The 18,088-nt window shown below is 63.8% G+C and carries 20 protein-coding genes; 16 read left to right on the top strand and 4 right to left on the bottom strand.

The annotated features are described in order from the left end of the window. Positions 1 to 27: 27 nt before the first annotated feature. From flgK to ACKWRH_RS36625, 12 genes are all read left to right on the top strand, one after another. Positions 28 to 1,503: a flagellar hook-associated protein FlgK gene (flgK, locus tag ACKWRH_RS36680; RefSeq protein ID WP_445217513.1), complete on the top strand. Its 1,476-nt coding sequence runs from the start codon at positions 28 to 30 to the stop codon at positions 1,501 to 1,503. 3 nt (positions 1,504 to 1,506) lie between these two features. Then, positions 1,507 to 2,553 (top strand): flagellar hook-associated family protein, encoded by a 1,047-nt coding sequence (locus ACKWRH_RS36675; RefSeq protein ID WP_445217512.1) that lies wholly within the window; start codon positions 1,507 to 1,509, stop codon positions 2,551 to 2,553. 54 nt (positions 2,554 to 2,607) lie between these two features. Continuing rightward, positions 2,608 to 2,952: a flagellar biosynthesis regulator FlaF gene (gene flaF, locus ACKWRH_RS36670; protein WP_028147157.1), complete on the top strand. Its 345-nt coding sequence runs from the start codon at positions 2,608 to 2,610 to the stop codon at positions 2,950 to 2,952. Then, a complete protein-coding gene (gene flbT, locus ACKWRH_RS36665; RefSeq protein WP_445217511.1) occupies positions 2,952 to 3,371 on the top strand; it encodes a flagellar biosynthesis repressor FlbT in 420 nt (139 codons plus the stop codon). The genes flaF and flbT overlap by 1 nt, the downstream gene beginning before the upstream one ends. 15 nt (positions 3,372 to 3,386) lie before the next feature. Continuing rightward, a complete protein-coding gene (gene flgD / locus ACKWRH_RS36660) occupies positions 3,387 to 3,806 on the top strand; it encodes a flagellar hook assembly protein FlgD (protein WP_445217510.1) in 420 nt (139 codons plus the stop codon). Further along, positions 3,803 to 4,069: a flagellar biosynthesis protein FliQ gene (fliQ, locus tag ACKWRH_RS36655; protein WP_014492683.1), complete on the top strand. Its 267-nt coding sequence runs from the start codon at positions 3,803 to 3,805 to the stop codon at positions 4,067 to 4,069. Before flgD ends, fliQ begins: the two co-directional genes overlap by 4 nt. 76 nt (positions 4,070 to 4,145) lie before the next feature. Continuing rightward, positions 4,146 to 6,227 (top strand): flagellar biosynthesis protein FlhA, encoded by a 2,082-nt coding sequence (gene flhA / locus ACKWRH_RS36650; protein ID WP_445217509.1) that lies wholly within the window; start codon positions 4,146 to 4,148, stop codon positions 6,225 to 6,227. After that, positions 6,224 to 6,976, top strand: coding sequence for a flagellar biosynthesis protein FliR (gene fliR / locus ACKWRH_RS36645; protein ID WP_445217508.1), 753 nt, complete (start codon positions 6,224 to 6,226; stop codon positions 6,974 to 6,976). The genes flhA and fliR overlap by 4 nt, the downstream gene beginning before the upstream one ends. Positions 6,977 to 6,981: 5 nt before the next feature. Next, complete coding sequence (locus tag ACKWRH_RS36640; RefSeq protein WP_445217507.1) at positions 6,982 to 7,401, top strand: hypothetical protein; 420 nt, start codon at positions 6,982 to 6,984, stop codon at positions 7,399 to 7,401. Beyond that, positions 7,398 to 7,883 carry a rod-binding protein gene (locus tag ACKWRH_RS36635; protein ID WP_445217506.1) on the top strand — a complete coding sequence of 162 codons (486 nt, stop codon included), beginning with the start codon at positions 7,398 to 7,400 and terminating at the stop codon, positions 7,881 to 7,883. The genes ACKWRH_RS36640 and ACKWRH_RS36635 overlap by 4 nt, the downstream gene beginning before the upstream one ends. A 39-nt stretch (positions 7,884 to 7,922) precedes the next feature. Further along, on the top strand, positions 7,923 to 8,435 hold the full coding sequence (locus ACKWRH_RS36630; protein WP_445217505.1) for a flagellar biosynthesis protein FlgN: 513 nt from the start codon (positions 7,923 to 7,925) through the stop codon (positions 8,433 to 8,435). Continuing rightward, entirely contained in the window at positions 8,432 to 8,890 is a 459-nt protein-coding gene (locus ACKWRH_RS36625; protein WP_445217504.1) for a hypothetical protein, read from the top strand. Before ACKWRH_RS36630 ends, ACKWRH_RS36625 begins: the two co-directional genes overlap by 4 nt. A 122-nt stretch (positions 8,891 to 9,012) precedes the next feature. Here the strand turns inward: ACKWRH_RS36625 and ACKWRH_RS36620 are convergent, their stop codons facing one another. Next, on the bottom strand, positions 9,013 to 9,783 hold the full coding sequence (locus ACKWRH_RS36620) for a response regulator transcription factor (protein WP_445222542.1): 771 nt from the start codon (positions 9,781 to 9,783) through the stop codon (positions 9,013 to 9,015). A gap of 817 nt (positions 9,784 to 10,600) precedes the next feature. On the opposite strand from ACKWRH_RS36620, the gene ACKWRH_RS36615 reads away from it, so the two are divergent. Next, positions 10,601 to 11,533 carry a hypothetical protein gene (locus ACKWRH_RS36615; protein ID WP_445217503.1) on the top strand — a complete coding sequence of 311 codons (933 nt, stop codon included), beginning with the start codon at positions 10,601 to 10,603 and terminating at the stop codon, positions 11,531 to 11,533. Between the two features lie 14 nt (positions 11,534 to 11,547). Here the strand turns inward: ACKWRH_RS36615 and ACKWRH_RS36610 are convergent, their stop codons facing one another. Next, positions 11,548 to 12,129 carry a MarR family winged helix-turn-helix transcriptional regulator gene (locus ACKWRH_RS36610; RefSeq protein WP_445217502.1) on the bottom strand — a complete coding sequence of 194 codons (582 nt, stop codon included), beginning with the start codon at positions 12,127 to 12,129 and terminating at the stop codon, positions 11,548 to 11,550. A 546-nt stretch (positions 12,130 to 12,675) separates the two neighbouring features. Between ACKWRH_RS36610 and ACKWRH_RS36605 the strand changes: the two genes are divergently transcribed. Next, a complete protein-coding gene (locus ACKWRH_RS36605) occupies positions 12,676 to 13,902 on the top strand; it encodes an MFS transporter (protein ID WP_445222541.1) in 1,227 nt (408 codons plus the stop codon). Between the two features lie 101 nt (positions 13,903 to 14,003). Next, positions 14,004 to 14,891 (top strand): dienelactone hydrolase family protein, encoded by an 888-nt coding sequence (locus ACKWRH_RS36600; protein WP_445217501.1) that lies wholly within the window; start codon positions 14,004 to 14,006, stop codon positions 14,889 to 14,891. A 59-nt stretch (positions 14,892 to 14,950) separates the two neighbouring features. Here the strand turns inward: ACKWRH_RS36600 and ACKWRH_RS36595 are convergent, their stop codons facing one another. Together ACKWRH_RS36595 and ACKWRH_RS36590 are read right to left on the bottom strand one after the other, a co-directional pair. Continuing rightward, positions 14,951 to 16,219 (bottom strand): serine hydrolase domain-containing protein, encoded by a 1,269-nt coding sequence (locus tag ACKWRH_RS36595; protein ID WP_445217500.1) that lies wholly within the window; start codon positions 16,217 to 16,219, stop codon positions 14,951 to 14,953. Positions 16,220 to 16,340: 121 nt separating this feature from the next. Then, on the bottom strand, positions 16,341 to 17,189 hold the full coding sequence (locus ACKWRH_RS36590; protein ID WP_445217499.1) for an NAD-dependent epimerase/dehydratase family protein: 849 nt from the start codon (positions 17,187 to 17,189) through the stop codon (positions 16,341 to 16,343). Positions 17,190 to 17,332: 143 nt separating this feature from the next. Here ACKWRH_RS36590 and ACKWRH_RS36585 point away from each other — a divergent pair, with 143 nt between their 5' ends. Continuing rightward, positions 17,333 to 18,088, top strand: coding sequence for an HAD family hydrolase (locus ACKWRH_RS36585; RefSeq protein WP_445217498.1), 756 nt, complete (start codon positions 17,333 to 17,335; stop codon positions 18,086 to 18,088).

Here is an 18,088-nt window from a genome sequence, read left to right as displayed (position 1 = left end):
AGCGCTCATTCCGGGCAAGAGCAAATCATGTCCCTTACCGCCGCTCTCGACTCCGCTCGTGCGTCGCTCATGGCGTCGGGCATCCAGTCGTCGACGATCTCGCGCAACATAGCCGGTGCCAGCGCCGCCGGCTATTCGCGCAAGATCGCCGTGCTGGACAATCTCCCCGGGGCCGGCGTCTATGTGGCGGCGATCCAACGCGCCGCCAGCTCGGGTCTCTATAATAACGTCCTGATCGCGACGTCTGGGTCCGCCAAGCAGAATGCGATCCTGGACGGTCTTCAGAAGATATCGGCCTCGACTGTGGACGATCCCGAACTTGGGCAGTCGCCAGCCGCCCAGCTCAACAAGCTGAAGCAAGCGCTCCAGCAATATGCCAACGCTCCGGACAACACCACGCTGGCGCAGGCGGCGGTCACGTCCGCCAAGGACATGGCGACCGCGCTCAACCAGGCCACCAAGACCGTGCAGACGGTACGCCAGGGCGCGGACGCCGACATGGCGACTTCGGTCGCCAATATCAATCAGCTCCTGACCCAGTTCGACAAGGTCAACACCGCGATCGTGAAGGGGACGATCTCCGGTGACGACGTCACTGACTATCTCGACCAGCGCGACAACATCGTCTCGAAGATGTCGCAGGAGGTCGGCGTCTCGATGACGCTGCGCGCCAACGGCGACGCGGCGCTCTACACCGACAGCGGCGTCGTGCTGTTCGACAAGACGGCGCGCTCGGTCAGCTTCGCGGCGACCAACATCTATACGCCAGGGACCACCGGCAATGCCGTCTATATCGACGGTGTCCCGGTCACCGGCGCCAATTCCGTGATGCCGATCAAGACCGGCAAGCTCGCCGGCCTCGCCCAGTTGCGCGACAACGCCACGGTCACGTATCAGAGCCAGCTCGACGAGATCGCACGCGGCCTTGTCGAATCCTTCAAGGAGGTCGACCAGTCCGGCGCGGCGCTGCCCGACCGGCCCGGCCTCTTCACCTATCCCGGCTCACCCGCGATGCCTGCAAGCGCGACCGTCTCGGTCGGCCTGGCCGGCTCGATCAGCGTTGCCGCGTCGGTCGACCCGGCCCAGGGCGGCAATCCCAACCTGCTGCGTGATGGCGCGATCAGCGGCAACGTCGCCTACAGATACAACACCACCGGCAATGCCGGCTACTCGACCAGGCTGCAGCAGCTCATCGGCAACATGGATGCGTCGCAGCCGTTCGATGCAACCACGCAAGGCAAGCCGAGCGGCAGCTTGATCGACTTCGCGGCGTCGTCGACGAGCTGGATCGAAAACCAGCGCAAGGCCGCGGACGACAACGCCACCTACCAGAACACGCTGCTCGACCGCAGCTCCGCGGCGCTGTCGAACGTCAGCGGCGTCAACATGGACGACGAGATGTCCTTGATGCTTCAGGTCGAACGGACCTATTCGGCGTCGTCGAAGATCATCTCGACCGTCGACCAAATGTTGCAGAGCCTGCTGGCCGCCGTGGGGAATTAAGTCATGATGAGCGCCAACTACATCTCGACCCTGATGCTGTCTTCGTCGTTGAGGTCCTCGATCACGAACAATCAGGCCGCGCTGACCAAGGCGTCGAAGGAAGCCACCACCGGCCGCTTCGCCGATGTCGGCCTCGAGCTTGGTGCCACGACTGGAAGCGACGTCACCCTGCGGGCGGACCTGAGCTTCGCCGATCAACTCGTCGATACCAACGGGCTCGTCTCGGGGCGCCTGGACACGACGCAGAACCGGATCACCCAGCTCGGCACGACCGCTACCTCTTTCCTCAAGGACCTGATCGCAGCCCGCAGCACCGACGGTGGCGGGCGGATCATCCTGCCGCCTGCGTCCTCCAACCTCCAGGACCTGATCGGCGCGCTGAACGTCTCCTATAACGGCTCGTATCTGTTCTCGGGCATCAACACGCAGAACCAGCCGATCACGGCTTACACCGCCGGCTCGGCCAGCAAGAACCAGGTCGACGCCGATTTCTTTGCGACCTTCGGCTTCTCGCAATCCTCGGCCAGCGTGAGCACCATTACCCCGGCCCAGATGCAGACCTTCCTCGACACCACCTTCGATGCCGAGTTCGCGAGCCCGGCCTGGAACACCAATTGGTCAACGGCCACCGACCAGACCATGCAAAGCCGTATCTCCACGACCGAGATCGCAGATACGTCCGTTAGCGCCAACCAGATCGGCTTCCGCAGGCTCGCCGAGGCCTACACCATGATGGCGGATCTCGGGAACGCGAAGCTGAGCCAGGACACGTTCCAGGTCGTCGTGGACAAGGCCATCGGCCTCGTCGGTAACGCCATCAATGACCTCGCTACGCTCGGCGGCAGCATGGGCACAGTCCAGCAGCGGGTCACCGGCGCCACCGAAAAACTCAAGGCGCAGCAGGACATTCTGAACAATCAGATCGTCGGTCTGGAAGCGGTCGACCCGACGGAGGCCTCGGTCCGGGTCAACACGTTGCAGACCCAGATCAAGACGGCGCTGGCGCTGACGTCGCAGCTCCAGCAGATCAGCCTCATCAACTATCTCTGAGTCTGGGTCTGCACCCTTGTCTTGTTATTCGGTCTCCTGCGCAGAGTGGTTCTAATGACGTTTGAAGCCTATGAAGCGGTTGTCGACGATAGCGGCTATGAGGCGCGGGGCCGCGAGCGGCAGGCGCTCAGTCTCGGCATCGACCGGCTCGAGCGGGTCCAGGGTGGGCGCTTCAGCTTCGAAGATCTGGTCGAGAGCCTGCTCTACGTGCGGCGGCTGTGGACGATCTTCATCGAGGATCTCGCCCATCCGGAGAACGCACTCCCGGAAAAGCTGCGCGCCGACATCATCTCGATCGGCCTGTGGGTCGTCAAGGAAGCCGATCGGCTTCGCGAGGAGAAGTCGAACGACGTGATGCAGCTCATCGAAATAAACCGCCTGATCCGAGACGCCCTCTGATGAAAATATCCTTGCGGGCGGGTGAGCGGATCTACGTCAACGGCGCTGTGCTGCGGGTGGACCGCAAGGTCTCAGTCGAGCTCGTCAACGACGTGATGTTCCTGCTCGAAGGGCAGGTCATGCAGGCTTCCGACGCCACTACGGCGATGCGGCAGCTCTATTTCATCGTCCAGCTCATGCTGATGAACCCGACGGATATCGGCGCCGCAGTCGCGCTCTACGGGGAGCATCACGCGGCCCTGCTCGCGGTTTGCGAGAGCCGAGAGATGCTCGACGGGCTCGCCGCGATCCACGAGCTGGTCGGTACGACCCGCTATTTCGAGGCGCTCAAACGGATCCGGGCGCTGTTCCCGGTGGAGGACGCAATCCTGGCCGGCCTGGCCGGCGCCGCCACCGAGATCCCATTCCAGGCTGCCTGACAGCGGAGAGGCTACATGAACGTCACCAGCGCGACCGACAGCACCAGCAAGTCCAGTGCGACCGATTCCACGAGGAACACGGCGAGCAACACGGTCGACTACAATACCTTTCTTCAGCTCCTCGTCGCCGAGATGAAGAACCAGGATCCGACCAATCCGATGGATACCTCGCAATACATGAGCCAGTTCGCCCAGCTCTCGACGGTCGAGCAGGCCATGCAGACCAATTCGAAGCTGGATGCGCTGCTGTCGTCGCAGTCGCTGTCGCAGGCCAACGGGCTGATCGGAAAGACCGTCAGCTTCACCGACGCGACCGGCGCGAACTTCAGCGGCAAGGTCGTTTCGATCTCCATCAACAGCGACGGCTCCATCGCGACCCTTGAGAACGGCACGAAGGTCGCGGTCGGGCCCGGCCTTACGATCAGCCAGTCATGAACGAGCGGGACGCCCTCGACATCGTCCAGGCGGCGATCTGGACCATCATCGTCGCCTCCGGCCCCGCCGTCGGCGCTGCGATGCTTGTCGGCACCGCCATTGCGCTGATCCAGGCGCTGACCCAGGTCCAGGAGGTGACGCTGACCTTCGTGCCGAAGATCATCGTCATCCTCCTGGTCGTTGCCGTTTCCGGCTCCTTCATCGGCGCCCATCTCTCCACCTTCACCGAGATGGTCTATTCGCGGATCGAGCACGGCTTCTGATCCGCGAGAGCCCGGCCACCACCCTCGCGTAAGCTTTGCACGGCAGATTGCGGGGCGGACCCTCTGCCGGTGACCCATGGCCGATACATTAGCTGCTAGCCTGCCGACCCAGCGACGATTGGGGGCTGACGCCTTTTTCGCGGGCGGTATCGTGGCCATGCTCACGATCCTGTTCCTGCCCATACCGCCGATCCTGATCGACCTCGGCCTCGCCTTCTCGATCGCGCTGTCCGCGCTGATCCTGATGGTCGCGCTGTGGATCCAGCGGCCGCTCGACTTCTCCGCCTTCCCGACCGTGCTGCTGATCGCGACGATCCTGCGGCTGGCGCTCAACGTCGCGACCACCCGTCTGATCCTATCGCGGGGCGGGGAGGGCGAACAAGCCGCGGGTCACGTCGTTGCCGGCTTCTCGAAGTTCGTCATGGGCGGTGACTTCGTCATCGGTCTGATCATCTTCGCGATCCTGGTGACGGTGAATTTCGTCGTGATCACCAAGGGTGCAACGCGTATCGCCGAAGTCGGTGCCCGCTTCACCCTGGACGCCATCCCGGGCAAGCAGATGGCGATCGACGCCGATCTCTCTGCCGGCCTCATCGACGACAAGGAGGCCCAGCGCCGGCGCCGCGAGCTCGAGGAGGAGAGCGCGTTCTTCGGCGCGATGGACGGTGCTTCGAAATTCGTCCGCGGCGACGCAATCGCCGGCCTGCTCATCACGGCGATCAACATCTTCGGTGGCATCATCATCGGCGTGACGCATCACGGGCTGACGCTGGCACGCGCCGCCGACGTCTACACGAAACTTTCCGTCGGCGACGGTCTGGTATCGCAGATGCCGGCTCTCATCGTGTCGCTGTCGGCGGGCCTGCTGGTCTCGAAGGGCGGCACCAGGGGCTCGGCAGAGCAGGCCGTGCTCCGCCAGCTCAGCGGCTACCCGCGCGCGGTGTCGGCCGCCGCGTTGATGATGTTCGTGCTCGCCCTGATGCCGGGGCTGCCGATGGCACCCTTCTTTCTGCTCGGCGGCGTCATGGCCTTCGTCGGCTATTCGCTGCCGAGGCGGCAGGCGGCGCGGGAGCGGAAAGAGGATGCGCGCAAGGCCGACGAGCGGGCCCACGCCGATGCCAAGGAATCCGTCAAGGAATCGCTCAAGACCGCAGAGATCGAGGTGTCGCTCGGCGGCCATCTGTCGGTCCATCTGCTGGGCGCGCGCACCGAGCTTGGACACCGGGTCAGCAAGCTCCGCAAGAAGTTTGCCAAGCAATACGGCTTCGTCATTCCGGAGATCAAGCTCAGCGACAATCTGTCGATCGATCCCAAGGGATACCAGATCCGGATCCACGACACGCGTATCGCCCATGGCGAGCTGCGGCTCGGCGAGGTGCTGGTGCTCGTCGACAAGGACGGCAAGCCCGACGTGCCCGGCGAAGAGGTGATCGAACCCGCTTTCGGCATGAAGGCGCTGTGGGTGACGGAGGCGTTCACCGACGAGGTGAAGCGTCAGGGCTGCAAGCCGGTCGACAACCTGTCCGTGCTGCTCACGCACTTGAGCGAAGTGCTCAGGGCAAATCTCGCGCAGCTGCTGTCGTACAAGGACATGCGCGGGCTGCTCGACCGTCTCGATCCCGAATACAAGCGCCTGGTCGAGGATCTCTGCCCGTCGCAGATCTCCTATTCGGGCCTGCTGGCGATCCTGAAGATCCTGCTGGCCGAGCGCGTGTCGATCCGTAACCTCCATTTGATCCTGGAAGCCATTGCCGAGATCGCACCCCATGTGCGGCGCTCCGAGCAGGTCGCGGAGCATGTGCGGACGCGACTTGCCCAGCAGATCTGCGGCGACCTTTCCGACAACGGTGTGCTGAACGTCGTCCGCCTCGGCAACCGCTGGGACCTGGCGTTCCACCAGAGCCTGAAGCGCGACGCCAAGGGCGAAGTCTTCGAATTCGACGCCGATCCTCGCCTGATCGAGCAGTTCGCAACCGAAGCCAGCGCCGCGATCCGAAAATTCACCGAGAACGGCACCAGCGTGGTTCTGGCGGTGACCCCGGAAGCCCGCCCCTATGTCCGGATGATCCTGGAGCGGGTGTTCCCGACCTTGCCGGTCCTGTCGCATGTCGAGGTCGCGCGCAGTGCCGAGATCAGGGCGCTGGGAGCCATATCGTGATCAGCGGCCTTGCCGACAGCGTGCTGGTCACGTTCATCGTGTTCTGCCGCATCGGCGCCTGCCTGATGCTCGTGCCCGGCTATTCCAGCGTCAACGTTCCGGCCCAGGTCCGCCTGTTCGTCGCGCTCGTCACGACGTTTGCGCTGACGCCGATCCTGATCTCGGTCCTGAAACCTCTCACCGACAACGCCGCGCCGCTGACGCTTGCACTCCTGATCTGCTCCGAGCTCGTGGTCGGCAGCGTCATCGGGCTCGGCGGGCGCGTGTTCTTCCTCGCGCTGCAGACCATGGCGACCGTGATGGCGAGCGCGATCGGGCTGAGCAACATCCCGGGAACGCCGGTCGGCGACACCGATCCGGCGCCGGCCCTGGTCCCGCTGATCATGGCAGCCGTCACCACGCTGTTCTTCATGACCGACCAGCACTGGCAGGTCCTGCGCGGGCTGATGAACTCCTACGACGTCTGGCAGCCCGGCAACAGGATCGGCGGCAGCATGGCGCTCGACCAGCTCGTCAACCGCCTGTCCGAGGCGTTCGTGCTGACGCTGCGGATCACCAGCCCCTTCATCGTCTATTCGGTCATCGTCAACCTCGCAGTCGGCCTGATCAACAAGCTGACGCCGGCGATTCCGGTCTATTTCATCTCGGTGCCCTTCGTGCTGTTCGGCGGCTTCCTGCTGCTCTACCTCACCAGCGACGAGCTCTTGACGCAATTCATGCTCGGCGTCTCGTCGTGGCTGGCGGAGTGATGGTCATGACGTCGCGCGCGGACAAGCTCTGCCGGATGGTCTCGCTCGTGAAGCTTCAGCTCCGGCTGTCCGAATGGCAGCTCGCGCATCTGCGGCAGCAGGAGCGCAGCTTGCAGGACGAGCAGGAATGGCTGGTAGGAACTCTCAGCGAGGGCAAGCCGCCGGCGGGGTCGTCGAGCGATTCAATCGCGCGGCGCCTCAACAGGACGAGCGCCGGTGCGCGCGCGGTCCAGGCGCAGGCGTCGCAGCAGCTCGACCAGGTCCGCGCGGAGACCCGCCGTGTGAAACAGCTCGAGCAGGTCGCGAAGGCCGCGCTCGCAGACAAGCTTCGCGACGCGGAGGCACGTTCGCTCGAAGAGATGACGGGAATAAGCCCCGCCGTGCGCGACTGGACGCCACGGCCAGCCAGCCGGAACAAGACATGATCGTGACAGCGACGCCCGACCTCGTTCTCGATGTCCTCGATGCCGCCGACCCCGTGACGCAGCGGGCGGCGACCGCGAAGCTCGATGCACTCAAATCGTCGGACGCCGATTTCGCCGCCACGATGGACGCGGAGGCCGGCAAGGCCAAGGCGGCGACTGCCGATCAATCCGCGGCGCAGGCTGCTGAAGCGCAGCAGTCGGGTGCGGTGAACGGGCCGCCGGTGCGGGTGATCAAGGCGCCCGCATCCGGCGAGGTGTACCGGAAGTTCGAGGCGTTCATTCTCCAGACCTTCGTCGAGACGATGCTGCCGAAGGAATCGGAAGAGGTCTTCGGCAAGGGCACGGCTGGCGGCGTCTGGAAGTCGATGCTGGCGGAGCAGCTTGGTGCTCAGCTGGCAAAGGGCAAGGGCATTGGCATTGCCAAGCAACTCGCCGCTGCGCATCCGACGGGGCCCGGCGTTACGGAAAAGACCGGATCATGATCCGGGAATGGGTGACAGAAGTTGAGGGGTGAATTTCCTATGCAAGCACAAGAAGGTGCGGCGGTCCTGGTGGTGGAGCAGCCGGTCGTGGACGCCGAGGCGATGACGCTGGAAGCGGCAGCAGGCGATGCGTTTTTGCCCGCGCTGCTGCCGAATCTCGGCGGTGACGTGGTGAACGACGGCACCGACGCGGCGAGATCGGACGAGGTGAGTGGCCTGCTGTCTGCGATCCGCCGGCTCGAGAACATCGTCGAAGAGGAGACGGTCGCGCTCGCGACGGGCAAGAAGATCGATTTCGACGACTTCAGTGCCCGAAAGAGCCGGAGCATGCTCGAATTCGTCCGCTTGATGCGGGCACGGATGCACCTCGGCAACGAGGTCGAGATCACCGAGGAGATCCAGCGGTTGCGCGAGAAGCTCGAGCGAAACCGTTCCATCCTCGAAATGCATTACGATGCGGTGCGCGAGGTCGCGGCCATCATCGTCAAGGCGATCAAGGAAGCCGAGTCGGACGGCACCTATACCGGCCGCACAGCACAGGACGGAAAATGATCAGACTCGTGCTGGCCGGGCTCTGGGTATGCATCCTCACCGCGGGCACGAGCTATGCCGTGGCCTATTTGAAGGAAAACGGCAGCCTGCTGCCGGCGAAGGACGAATATCTCGACGGCCTTCAATACCAGAAGACGCGGGCGCTGAGCGTGCCAATGGTCGAAGGCGGCAGCGTGCAGGGCTACATCGTGGCGCGCTTCGTCTACACCGTTGAGGCGCGGACCATGCACCAGCTCAACGTCCCGCCGGAGCCGTTCGTCGTCGACGAGGCTTTCCGCAGGATTTATGCCGACGACCGCCTCGATTTCAGGAAGCTCGCCCGTTACGACCTTTCCATCCTCACGACGGCCATCAAGCAGCGCGTCAACGAGCGGATGCAGGCCGACGTCGTCCAGGACGTCCTGGTCGAGGACTTCAACTATGTTTCGAAGGAAGAATTCCAGCAGAAGCCATAGCTGTCGCAGCGCCGGCATCGCGAGGCCGCTGTTCCGCCATCCCCGCCGCTGAAAGTGCAACGGCCTCTGCGAAGGGTACTCCGCAGAGGCCGTTGTCGTTTTCGTGGCGGTGCCCTGCCGCGTCAGTTTCCGGCCGGGTACGCCGCCGGGGCGGCATGTGCCCTGTTCAGGAGGATGCCAACCTCGTCGAGTTCCTGCATCGGCCCGTCGATGGTCTCGCCGGCCGGGATGTTGAGGCGGTATCCGACGTAGCGCCGGGCCACGATCGCGTCGAAGCCGAGGCGGTCGCGGAGTTTCTTGCGCAGCTTGCTGACGTGGCTCTCGATCACGCTCTCGTCGAAGGTCGACTCGAAGATGCCGTAGACCGCGTTGAAGATCTGCGTCTTGGTGATCCACTTGCCGTGGTTGCTGACCATATACTCGAGAATGCGCAGCTCGCGGCGGGGCAGGGTGAGAGCGTGGCCCGCGATCTCGGGGTCACGTCCGTTGAAGAAGACCTGGATCCTGGTCTCGCAGGGCCTCGGTAGCTCGCCCACCCGGCGGCGCGCGATTGCGGCCGTTCGGGCGAGGATCTCGCGCAGGTGAATCGGCACGTGGACGACGTCGTCGACGCCCGATTCGAACAGCTCAAGCGTGTTCTTGAGCATCTTCTGGCCGCTCATGGCGATGATGGGCGCCGAGGAACGCTTGCGCATCGCCCGCGGCAGGCTTCCGCGGGCATCGCAGTCCCCGAGGAGAAAGGCGTCGACCGCCGCCAGATCCGGTTCACTCGCAGATTGCAGCCAGTCCCAGAATTCTCCGGAGGAGAAGCCGATCGACGATACACCTTCGCGAACGAGCCCTCCAACGTAGCTGTTGGTGACGCTCTCGCGATCGTCAACGATAATATACATTAGTCTTTCGCCCCTGTTTCGCACTTGTTGCGGCCGGATGGTTGTTGTGATGCCCGGCTCGGCAACCATGCTGTTTGACGATATTTCCATCCCGCGAACCGTTATTATGGTTTCGATATTCGCGGGCAGCCCTACGCATTCAGTGCCTGCGTGTGCAGGCCTGCTACTTCGACTCGATACTGAACGCTTACTGCGTGAGGCTCGGCGGGTGTCTTACGGATCACCCCGCGGAGCGGATTGAGACAGACCTAGAACAGTTGCGCCAACTTGCTTATCGCGTTCGAACGCACCTGAACTCTGTCGACCTCCTCGCCAACTGGCGAGAATCACTTGAGTAGGACCGTAACAATTGCCGATTTCCGATCAAGCGCGCGCAACAAAGCGGTTGCTATGCGTGTTTGATGCTGTTGATTTGTTTCTGGTTGTTTCTTTGTATGTGCGACCGCATCAGTTGATTTGATAATCGAACTAGTTTTGCACCGTAGCGTTTCTAAAGTTCCGCATCCCCGCGTAATCACAGCTGTTTTGTGCAGTGCTGCGGGTCGTGCGCATAAGGGGGTTTTCAACCCGGGATTGACTCTCCTGCTGGTGTTTCCCCATGCGACAATTCGACTCATGTATGGCGCGGCGACTCCAGCTTGGCGAAATCTTGGCGAGTGTGTGTCTTTCGAGTCGCACTCTCGCCACGTCCATGACGCTTTTGACTCATGCGACGTCGCATCGGGCGCGATGAAAAGTTTTCGCTGCGCACGTTTCAGGCAAGCTTCGGCAAATAACTTCAACGTTCGATAGATCGAACCGAACGGAGCATTTTCACATGTTGTCCGATGGACAAGCTCGTCCCAACGCGACCGCTGATGTTTCCGCCGCGGCGAAGCCGGCTCCGGATGCGCGCGATACAAACACGACACAGACGGCCAAGCCCGCTGCAAGCGCGAAGCGTGTGTCGGCTGCGGCGAACGACGAAACCCTGGCGAAAGAGGCGCTCGAGGGGCTGAAGCGCATTCGCGCCAAGGCGCGCCTCGACAAGATGGCGATACCGAAGCCTGCGCCGACCGTGATGAAGCCGGCCGTGATCGTGGCCAAGCCGCCGCCGCCGCGTCCGACATGGGTCGCGCCGCTCGCAACATTGGCGGTCGCTGCGATCCTGGTGGTCTGCGCCTGCACCGGCGTGATCGCCTATCTCACCATGCAGCCCGCCCAAAGCAACGTTGCCGCCAATACGGAGATCAGGAATCTGCGCGAGACTGTCGCGCTGCTGCGCAAGCAGGTGTCGGGCGTGTCCGAAAATCTCGACGGCCTGCGCACCGCGGTCGATCAGTCGAGCAAGGCAACCAACGATCGCTTCGGCAGGTTCGCCGAGAATCTGGACCGTATCGAGCGGGTGAGCTCGTCCTCGACGGTGAAGCTGGACAAGCTCGCCCAGGCTCAGGCCCAGGCGCCGGCACCGGCGGCCGTTGCCTCGCAGCCGCCCTCGCAGACGATGCCGATGATGGCCTCGGTTGCCGCGCCCGAGATCACGGGTTCGGTTCCTCCGTCGGCGCCGCGCAAGGTGGTCAAGGGCTGGTCGGTCCGCCAAGCCTATGAGGGAATTGCGATCCTGCAAGGTCCGAACGGCGTCATCGAGGCCGTGCTTGGACAGCAGGTACCCGGGCTTGGCCGCATCGAAGAGATCAAGAACGAGAACGGCCGTCTGGTGGTGGAGTCCAGCGGCGGCGTCATCTACTCGTCACGCAAGGCGACGCCGTGATCGAGGGCCGCCTCCTATTGGCGATGATGCTCGAAGCTGGTGCATAGCAGATCGATCTCTGCCTCGGCGATCGGTGCGCGAAACAGCCGGCAGCTGAACTCGGCGGCGCCGGGCTTGCCGTCCGTGGCGGTGCGATCCTCGCGCAGGAAGATGCATCGCTTGCAGACGTCGGTATGGTGCCGCTGCTCGGCCGCGTCCGCCTGATCGAGCACGTGCCGGAGCGTGTCGCGAAAGCGGATCTTGGCCTCGTCGTCGAGGACGGCGATCGGCTCGAGGAGAACGCTGACGGGGTCGCGCACCAGGAACTTCTTGCCCTGCTGCGTCACGCTCAGCGTCACCGAACGCTTGTCCGTCGCGGAGCGCTTTCGTTCCAGATATCCGAGCCGCTCGAGCTCGCCGATAATGAAAGAGGCGGTGCCGCGCGTGGTGCCGACGTAGCTCGCGAGCGCCGAGGGCGTCCGCGAGAAACGGTTGGCGCGGGAGAGAAAGCGCAGGGCCATCCATTCGCGGTCGCGTAAGCCATGCTTGGTGCCTTCGAACCACAGGATGCGGGCCATCTGTCCCAACAATTCAATCGCTTCGCGAGCCAAAATCATTTCAGTTCCAGGTGGGACAAGCTTTATTCAATTGAGCCTTTGGTAGCGCAATCTGGGTGGACGAGAATGAAGTTCTCGGGCGAATCTTCGTCCGTTGCCGGATGGAGAGACCGCGCCTTGGAAGTTGTCTCCGTCGTGCAGATGGAACTTCCGGCCGTGGAACTAGAGCGTCACACAGAAAGTTCGAGTAAATCGCACGGCTCAACTCTTCTGAAAATTTCAGTCAAATCACGACAGCTTGCACGCGAATTGACGGTGATGTGCGACGTCTGAGCAACATGATGTGTCATAGTCGCCACTGCGGGGCCCATTTGTTGCGGCCTGGGGTTTCGAATGCGCGAACAGGCGCATCACCAGCAAGGCCTGGCGATGTGGCTGGCCGGGAGAGAACCGTCTCTTTCGGTTAATGGATGTTGCGACGCAATGCAGCCAGACGGTTAAGTCCGGCAAACGAGCGAATCCAGGGAAGTCGAAGTGTCGTTGGGAATTGAGCAAGCGGCGCCGTTCAACGTCAAACGAGCAGCATTCGCAGCCACCATCGGCAACATGCTCGAATTCTACGACTTCATTACCTACAGCTTCTTCGCCATCCAGATCGGCCATACCTTCTTCCCGACCGGAAGCGAGTATGGCAGCCTGATGCTGTCGCTGGCGACGTTCGGGGCCGGCTTCGTGACGCGGCCGATCGGCGGGATCGTGCTCGGCATCTATTCCGACCGGATCGGCCGGCGGCCCGCCATGCTGCTGAGCTTTGCATTGATGGGAGCTGCGATCCTGACCATCGCGCTCACGCCGTCCTATCGCATGATCGGCGTTGCCGCGCCCATCATCGTGATTGCGGCGCGCATGGCGCAGGGCTTCGCCCTCGGCGGCGAGGTCGGACCGACCACCGCCTATCTCCTCGAGATTGCCCCGCCCGAGCATCGGGCGCTGGTCGTGGCATGGCAGCCGGCGAGCCAGGAGATCGCGGCGACCGCCGGCGCGCTGGTCGGCGTCATCCTGAGCACGACCATGGCGCCGGAGATGCTGGACTCCTACGGCTGGCGGGTGGCGTTTCTGATCGGGGCCGTCTGCCTGCCGTTCGGGCTCTGGATGCGGCGGACACTGCCCGAGACGATTCCGCATGCCGATGCCGGTCTTGCAGCGAAAGAGCGCACGGGTCACCTCTCGGAAGCCCGGCGTCACCTCGGCGTCATCGCGCTGGCCTTGATGATCCTGGCCAGCGGCACGATCTCGACCTATGTCACGCAATACATGACGACCTATGCGCAGAATACCCTGCACGTGTCGTCGACACTGGCTTTCGCCGTGTCGCTCGTCAGCAACGGCATTCAGTTCGTCGGCGCACTGGTCGGCGGATGGCTCGCCGATCGTCTCGGCCGCAAGCCGATCATGATCTGGCCGCAGCTCGCAACCCTCCTGCTCACCTATCCGACCTTCCTGTGGATCGTCCATGCACCGGGTGCGCTGTCGCTCCTGATCGGCTTCGGCGTGCTATCGATCATCGGCTCGCTGCCGTTCACCGCGTTCTATGCGACCTTCATCGAAGCGCTGCCCCAGAACATCCGTGGAGGCGTGTTCGCGACCGTCTACGCGGTGGCGATCGCGAGCTTCGGAGGTACGGCGCAGCTCGTGGTCACCTGGCTCCTTCACGTCACCGGCAATCCGCTGGCACCGGCCTGGTACCTCCTGCTTGCGGCGATCGTCGGACTTGTCGCAATGAGCCTGATGCCCGAGACGGCGCCGGTGAAAAGACGTCAGGGCATGGCCTGAACGCGGACATGCTCGCAGGCTGGTGATTTGCGTTTCGCCGGCATTTATCGGCGAATGCGCCGCCTGAGGAATCAGGGCCAAGCGTCAGGAAGGATCGACCGATGAGCTTCGAAACCACCATGACATCCGACGTCGTCGGGCTGACGAAAGTCGCCCCGGTCTCGCGCCGCGGATTCATGAGCGCCACCGCGGCCGTCGCTGCCGGTTACACGCTTGCGGCCGGTCCGGTCCGTGCCGAAATCATCACGACAGATACCGGCGGCCTCCAGGCTGGCGACGCCAGGATCAAGGTCGGGTCCGAAAAGATGCCTGCCTATTTCGCGCGCCCGGCCGGCAACACCAAGGCGCCGGTGATCATCGTCGCGATGGAGATTTTCGGCCTGCACGAATACATCAAGGACGTGACACGGCGCCTCGCCAAGCTCGGCGCATTCGCGGTCGCGCCCGACTATTACTTCCGCAAGGGTGTCGACCTCACCAAGGTCACCGACATCAAGGATCTGCTGCCGGTCGTCAATGCCAAGCCGGACGCCGAGCTGCTGTCCGATCTCGATGCGACGGTGGCGTGGGCGGGATCGCAAGGTGGCGACACCACGAAGCTCGGCATCATCGGCTTCTGCCGGGGTGGCCGCAATGTCTGGGAATACGCCGCCTACAGTGGCACCCTCAAGGCTGGTGTCGCGTTCTATGGTGCGCCGGTCGATCCCGCCAATCCGGTGTGGCCGAAGAGCCCGCTTCAGCTCGCCCCCGACATGAAGGCGCCCGTGCTCGGCCTCTATGGCGGCGCCGATACCGGCATTCCCGTGGCCCAGGTCGAGCAGTTCAAGGTCGCGCTCGAGCAGGACAAGAAGATCGCCGAATTCAAGATCTATCCGCAGGCGCCGCACGGCTTCCATGCCGACTATCGCGGCAGCTATCGCAAGGATGCGGCGGAAGATGCCTGGAAGCAGGCCCAGGCCTGGTTCAAGACGTACGGCGTGTTGAGCTGACGCCAGATTCGAATAGGGCGGCCTGAGCGGCCGCCCTTTTCTGTTCCAGCGCGCCGGTCTCACTTCACCATCGCGCCATAGACGATGTCCTGCACCTGCTCGCGATAGTATTTCCTGAGCTCGCCCGGCGCCGCCGTTCCCACCACCACGACGAGACGCTCCTTGGGATCGCAGAAGAACTGCGTCCCGTAGGCGCCGTTCCAGCTGAACTCGCCGGGATTGCCGGGAACCGACGACAGCCCCTCGCTGGTCCGGACCGCGACCGCGAGACCAAAGCCGAAGCCGGCGCGATGCGGCTCGATGTTCGCCACATTGTTCTTGATCTCGGGACCGAGGTGGTTGGTCGTCATGTGATGCACGGTCTTCGGGGAAAGAATGCGCTGGCCGTCGAGCTCGCCGCCGTTGACCAGCATCTGGCCGAAGCGAATGTAATCGCCCATCGTCGCGAACGAGCAGGCGCCGCCGCAGTCGAACTTGGTCGGGGTGTCGAGCAGCTTGATGGCTTGCGGCTTGCCGGTCAGCGGATCGTTGGCGAACGGGCGGGCGAGGCGAGGGCGCTGTGCGTCGGTCGGGTGGAAGGTCGCGTCCTTCATGCCGAGCGGCTGCCACACATTGGCGGCGAGATAGTCGCCGAGCCTCTGCTCGCTGACCTTCTCGACGACGGCGCCGAGCGCGTCGATCGAGAAGCCGTATTCGAACTCGGTCGAGGGCTGATGCGCCAGCGGCAGTTTTGTGATGCGGTCGATGAAGGCCTCAGTGTCGCCTTCCACCGCCGGGGCGACGCCATCGGGGTATTGCCGCGCCACCGGGCTCGATGAGTCGGGGCGGCCGCCATACATCAATCCGGACGTATGCCGGTAGAGATCGTGGATGAAGATCGGGGACGCCTGCGGTTCGAGCTTGAGCGAGCCGTTGGCCTCGGTCGTGCCGACCTTCATGTCGGCGAAGCCGGGATAGTAATCGGACAGCTTGGCCTGGAGCGGCAGCCGTCCCTGCTCCATCAGCGTCAGGCCCGCGACCGCCGCCATCGGCTTCGTCATCGAGGCCAGCGCGAAGATCGCGTCGACCGGCATCGGCGTGCCCTTGTCGGGATCGAGCATGCCGTAGGCCTTGTAGTGCACGAGCTTGCCGTCCCGCGCCACCGCAACGACGGCGCCGGGGACGCGCTTGGCGGCGATCTCGCGCGCGAAGAAGCTGTCGAGCCGCGCGAGACCCTGCTTCGAGAAACCGGCGTCATCAGGGTTGGCTTCGGGCAGTGGTGCGGCGCGCGCCGCACCGAACGTGATGACGGCAGCCGCCGCCGCGATCATGGCGATCGTCTTGTTCATTGCATCCTCCCAAGGCGAGCTCGTTCTGCGGTGGCTCGCCGAGCGGCTAGATCACGGCTGCGCCAGAGCGAAGTCAACCGCGGGCGGGGCATGTCTGGGACGCGTCGGAGATAACCGAAACCTATCGTCCTTGCCCCGCGCGCCACAACGCATCCAGGCCATGCCGATAAGTCGGATGGGCAAGCGTGACACCGAGTTCTTGCTTCAGTTTCGCGTTGGAGACCCGGGCACTGCTGGCATAGAAGCTGCGGGCCATCGCCGACATCTCGGCGGTCTCGAACGGCTCTTCGGGAGGTGGCGCAAGGTCCATCAGCTTCGCCGCATAAGCGATCACATCCTGCGGCGGCGCCGGCTCGTCGTCGCAGACGTTCCAGGTGCCGCCGTCACCATGCTTCACCGCGGCCATGATCGCGCTCGCGATGTCGTCGGCGTGGATTCGGTTGAAGACCTGTCCCGGCTTGACGATGCGCCGGGCCATCCCCGCCCGCAAGGTCATCAGCGCGTTGCGGCCGGGACCGTAGATGCCCGCAAGCCGCAGGATCGCGACATCGCCGCGCGCCGCGGCGGTCCAGGCTTGCTCCGCCGCAACGCGCGTTCGCGTGCGGTCGAGCGTGGCCTGCGGCGGCGTGCTCTCGTCCACCCAGCGGCCTGCGTGATCGCCATAGACGCCGATGGTGGAGAGATAGACGATCTTCCGCCGCCGGCCCGCGAGCGCGTCGCCAAAGGCCGTAACTGCGGGGTCACCAGCGCTGCCGGGCGGGATCGATATGAGAAGGACATCGGCGTCGCGGACTCGCTCGATCACCTCGCGGGTCGGACTGCTTCCGGAAAAGGCATGCACCTCGATGCCGGCAAGGTCGTTTCGCTTGCCGGGATCACGCACGGTGCCGGCGATATGCGAGAAGGTGCCGCCGAATTGGCGGACGAAGTGCCGGGCACTGTAGCCGAGGCCGAGGATGAAGAGCCGCATGCGTCTGCCGTGCTGGAGTTCCCGCTCGCGCGAGCTGCGCGCCGTTAGCTCATAAGGGATTTTTGGGTCCGGCAAAAGATATTGCAATTTTACTCGCCGGCCAGGGCAGGCGATGCTCGCTTGTCAGGAGGGAGGCGTCGGTCATGCAGGCAGAAGCGCCGGCTGCAGTGCTATGCGGTGCCGGGGAGTTGATCGGGCGCGCCGCCGCGCTGATCTTCGATGTCGACGGTACGCTGGCCGAAACCGAGGAGCTGCATCGGCAGGCCTTCAACCATGCCTTCGTTCGCCACTGTCTCGACTGGCAGTGGGACCGGGACGTCTACAAGGAGCTGCTGCGTGTCACGGGCGGCAAGGAGCGCATGCGCGCCTTTCACGCGAGGCTGCAGGTCGCGCCACCATTGCCGGATGCCGATATCGCAGCCCTTCACCGCATCAAGACCGCGCATTACGCCGAGCTGATCGAAACCGGCTGCTGTCCCTTAAGGCCCGGCGTGGCGGACCTGCTCACTGCCGCGAAGGCCCGCGGCCAGCGGCTCGCGATCGCGACCACCACCTCGCACGGCAATATCGATGCGTTGCTGTCGCAGGCGCTGGGAACGCGCTGGGCGGCGGATTTTGATGCGGTCGTCGCCGGCGACGATGTCCGCCACAAGAAGCCGGCGCCGGATGTCTATCTGGAAACCCTGGCGCGGCTGAGGCTGGGCGCAGCCGACTGCGTCGCGATCGAGGATTCCCGCAACGGTCTGATCGCGGCCTCGCGGGCGAACATTCCGGTGCTCATCACCAGAAGCATGTTCTTTCGGGACGATGATTTCAGTGCGGCGCAGGTCGTGCTCGACGATTTGTCGGAACTCGGGGGCTCAAAACAAAAAACTGAAAAACAACCCCATGCACTGTAG

The organism is Bradyrhizobium sp. Pa8 (assembly GCF_052588265.1).
The sequence above is the reverse complement of the archived record's forward strand: the minus strand, read 5'-3'. Positions and strand labels throughout refer to the sequence as shown.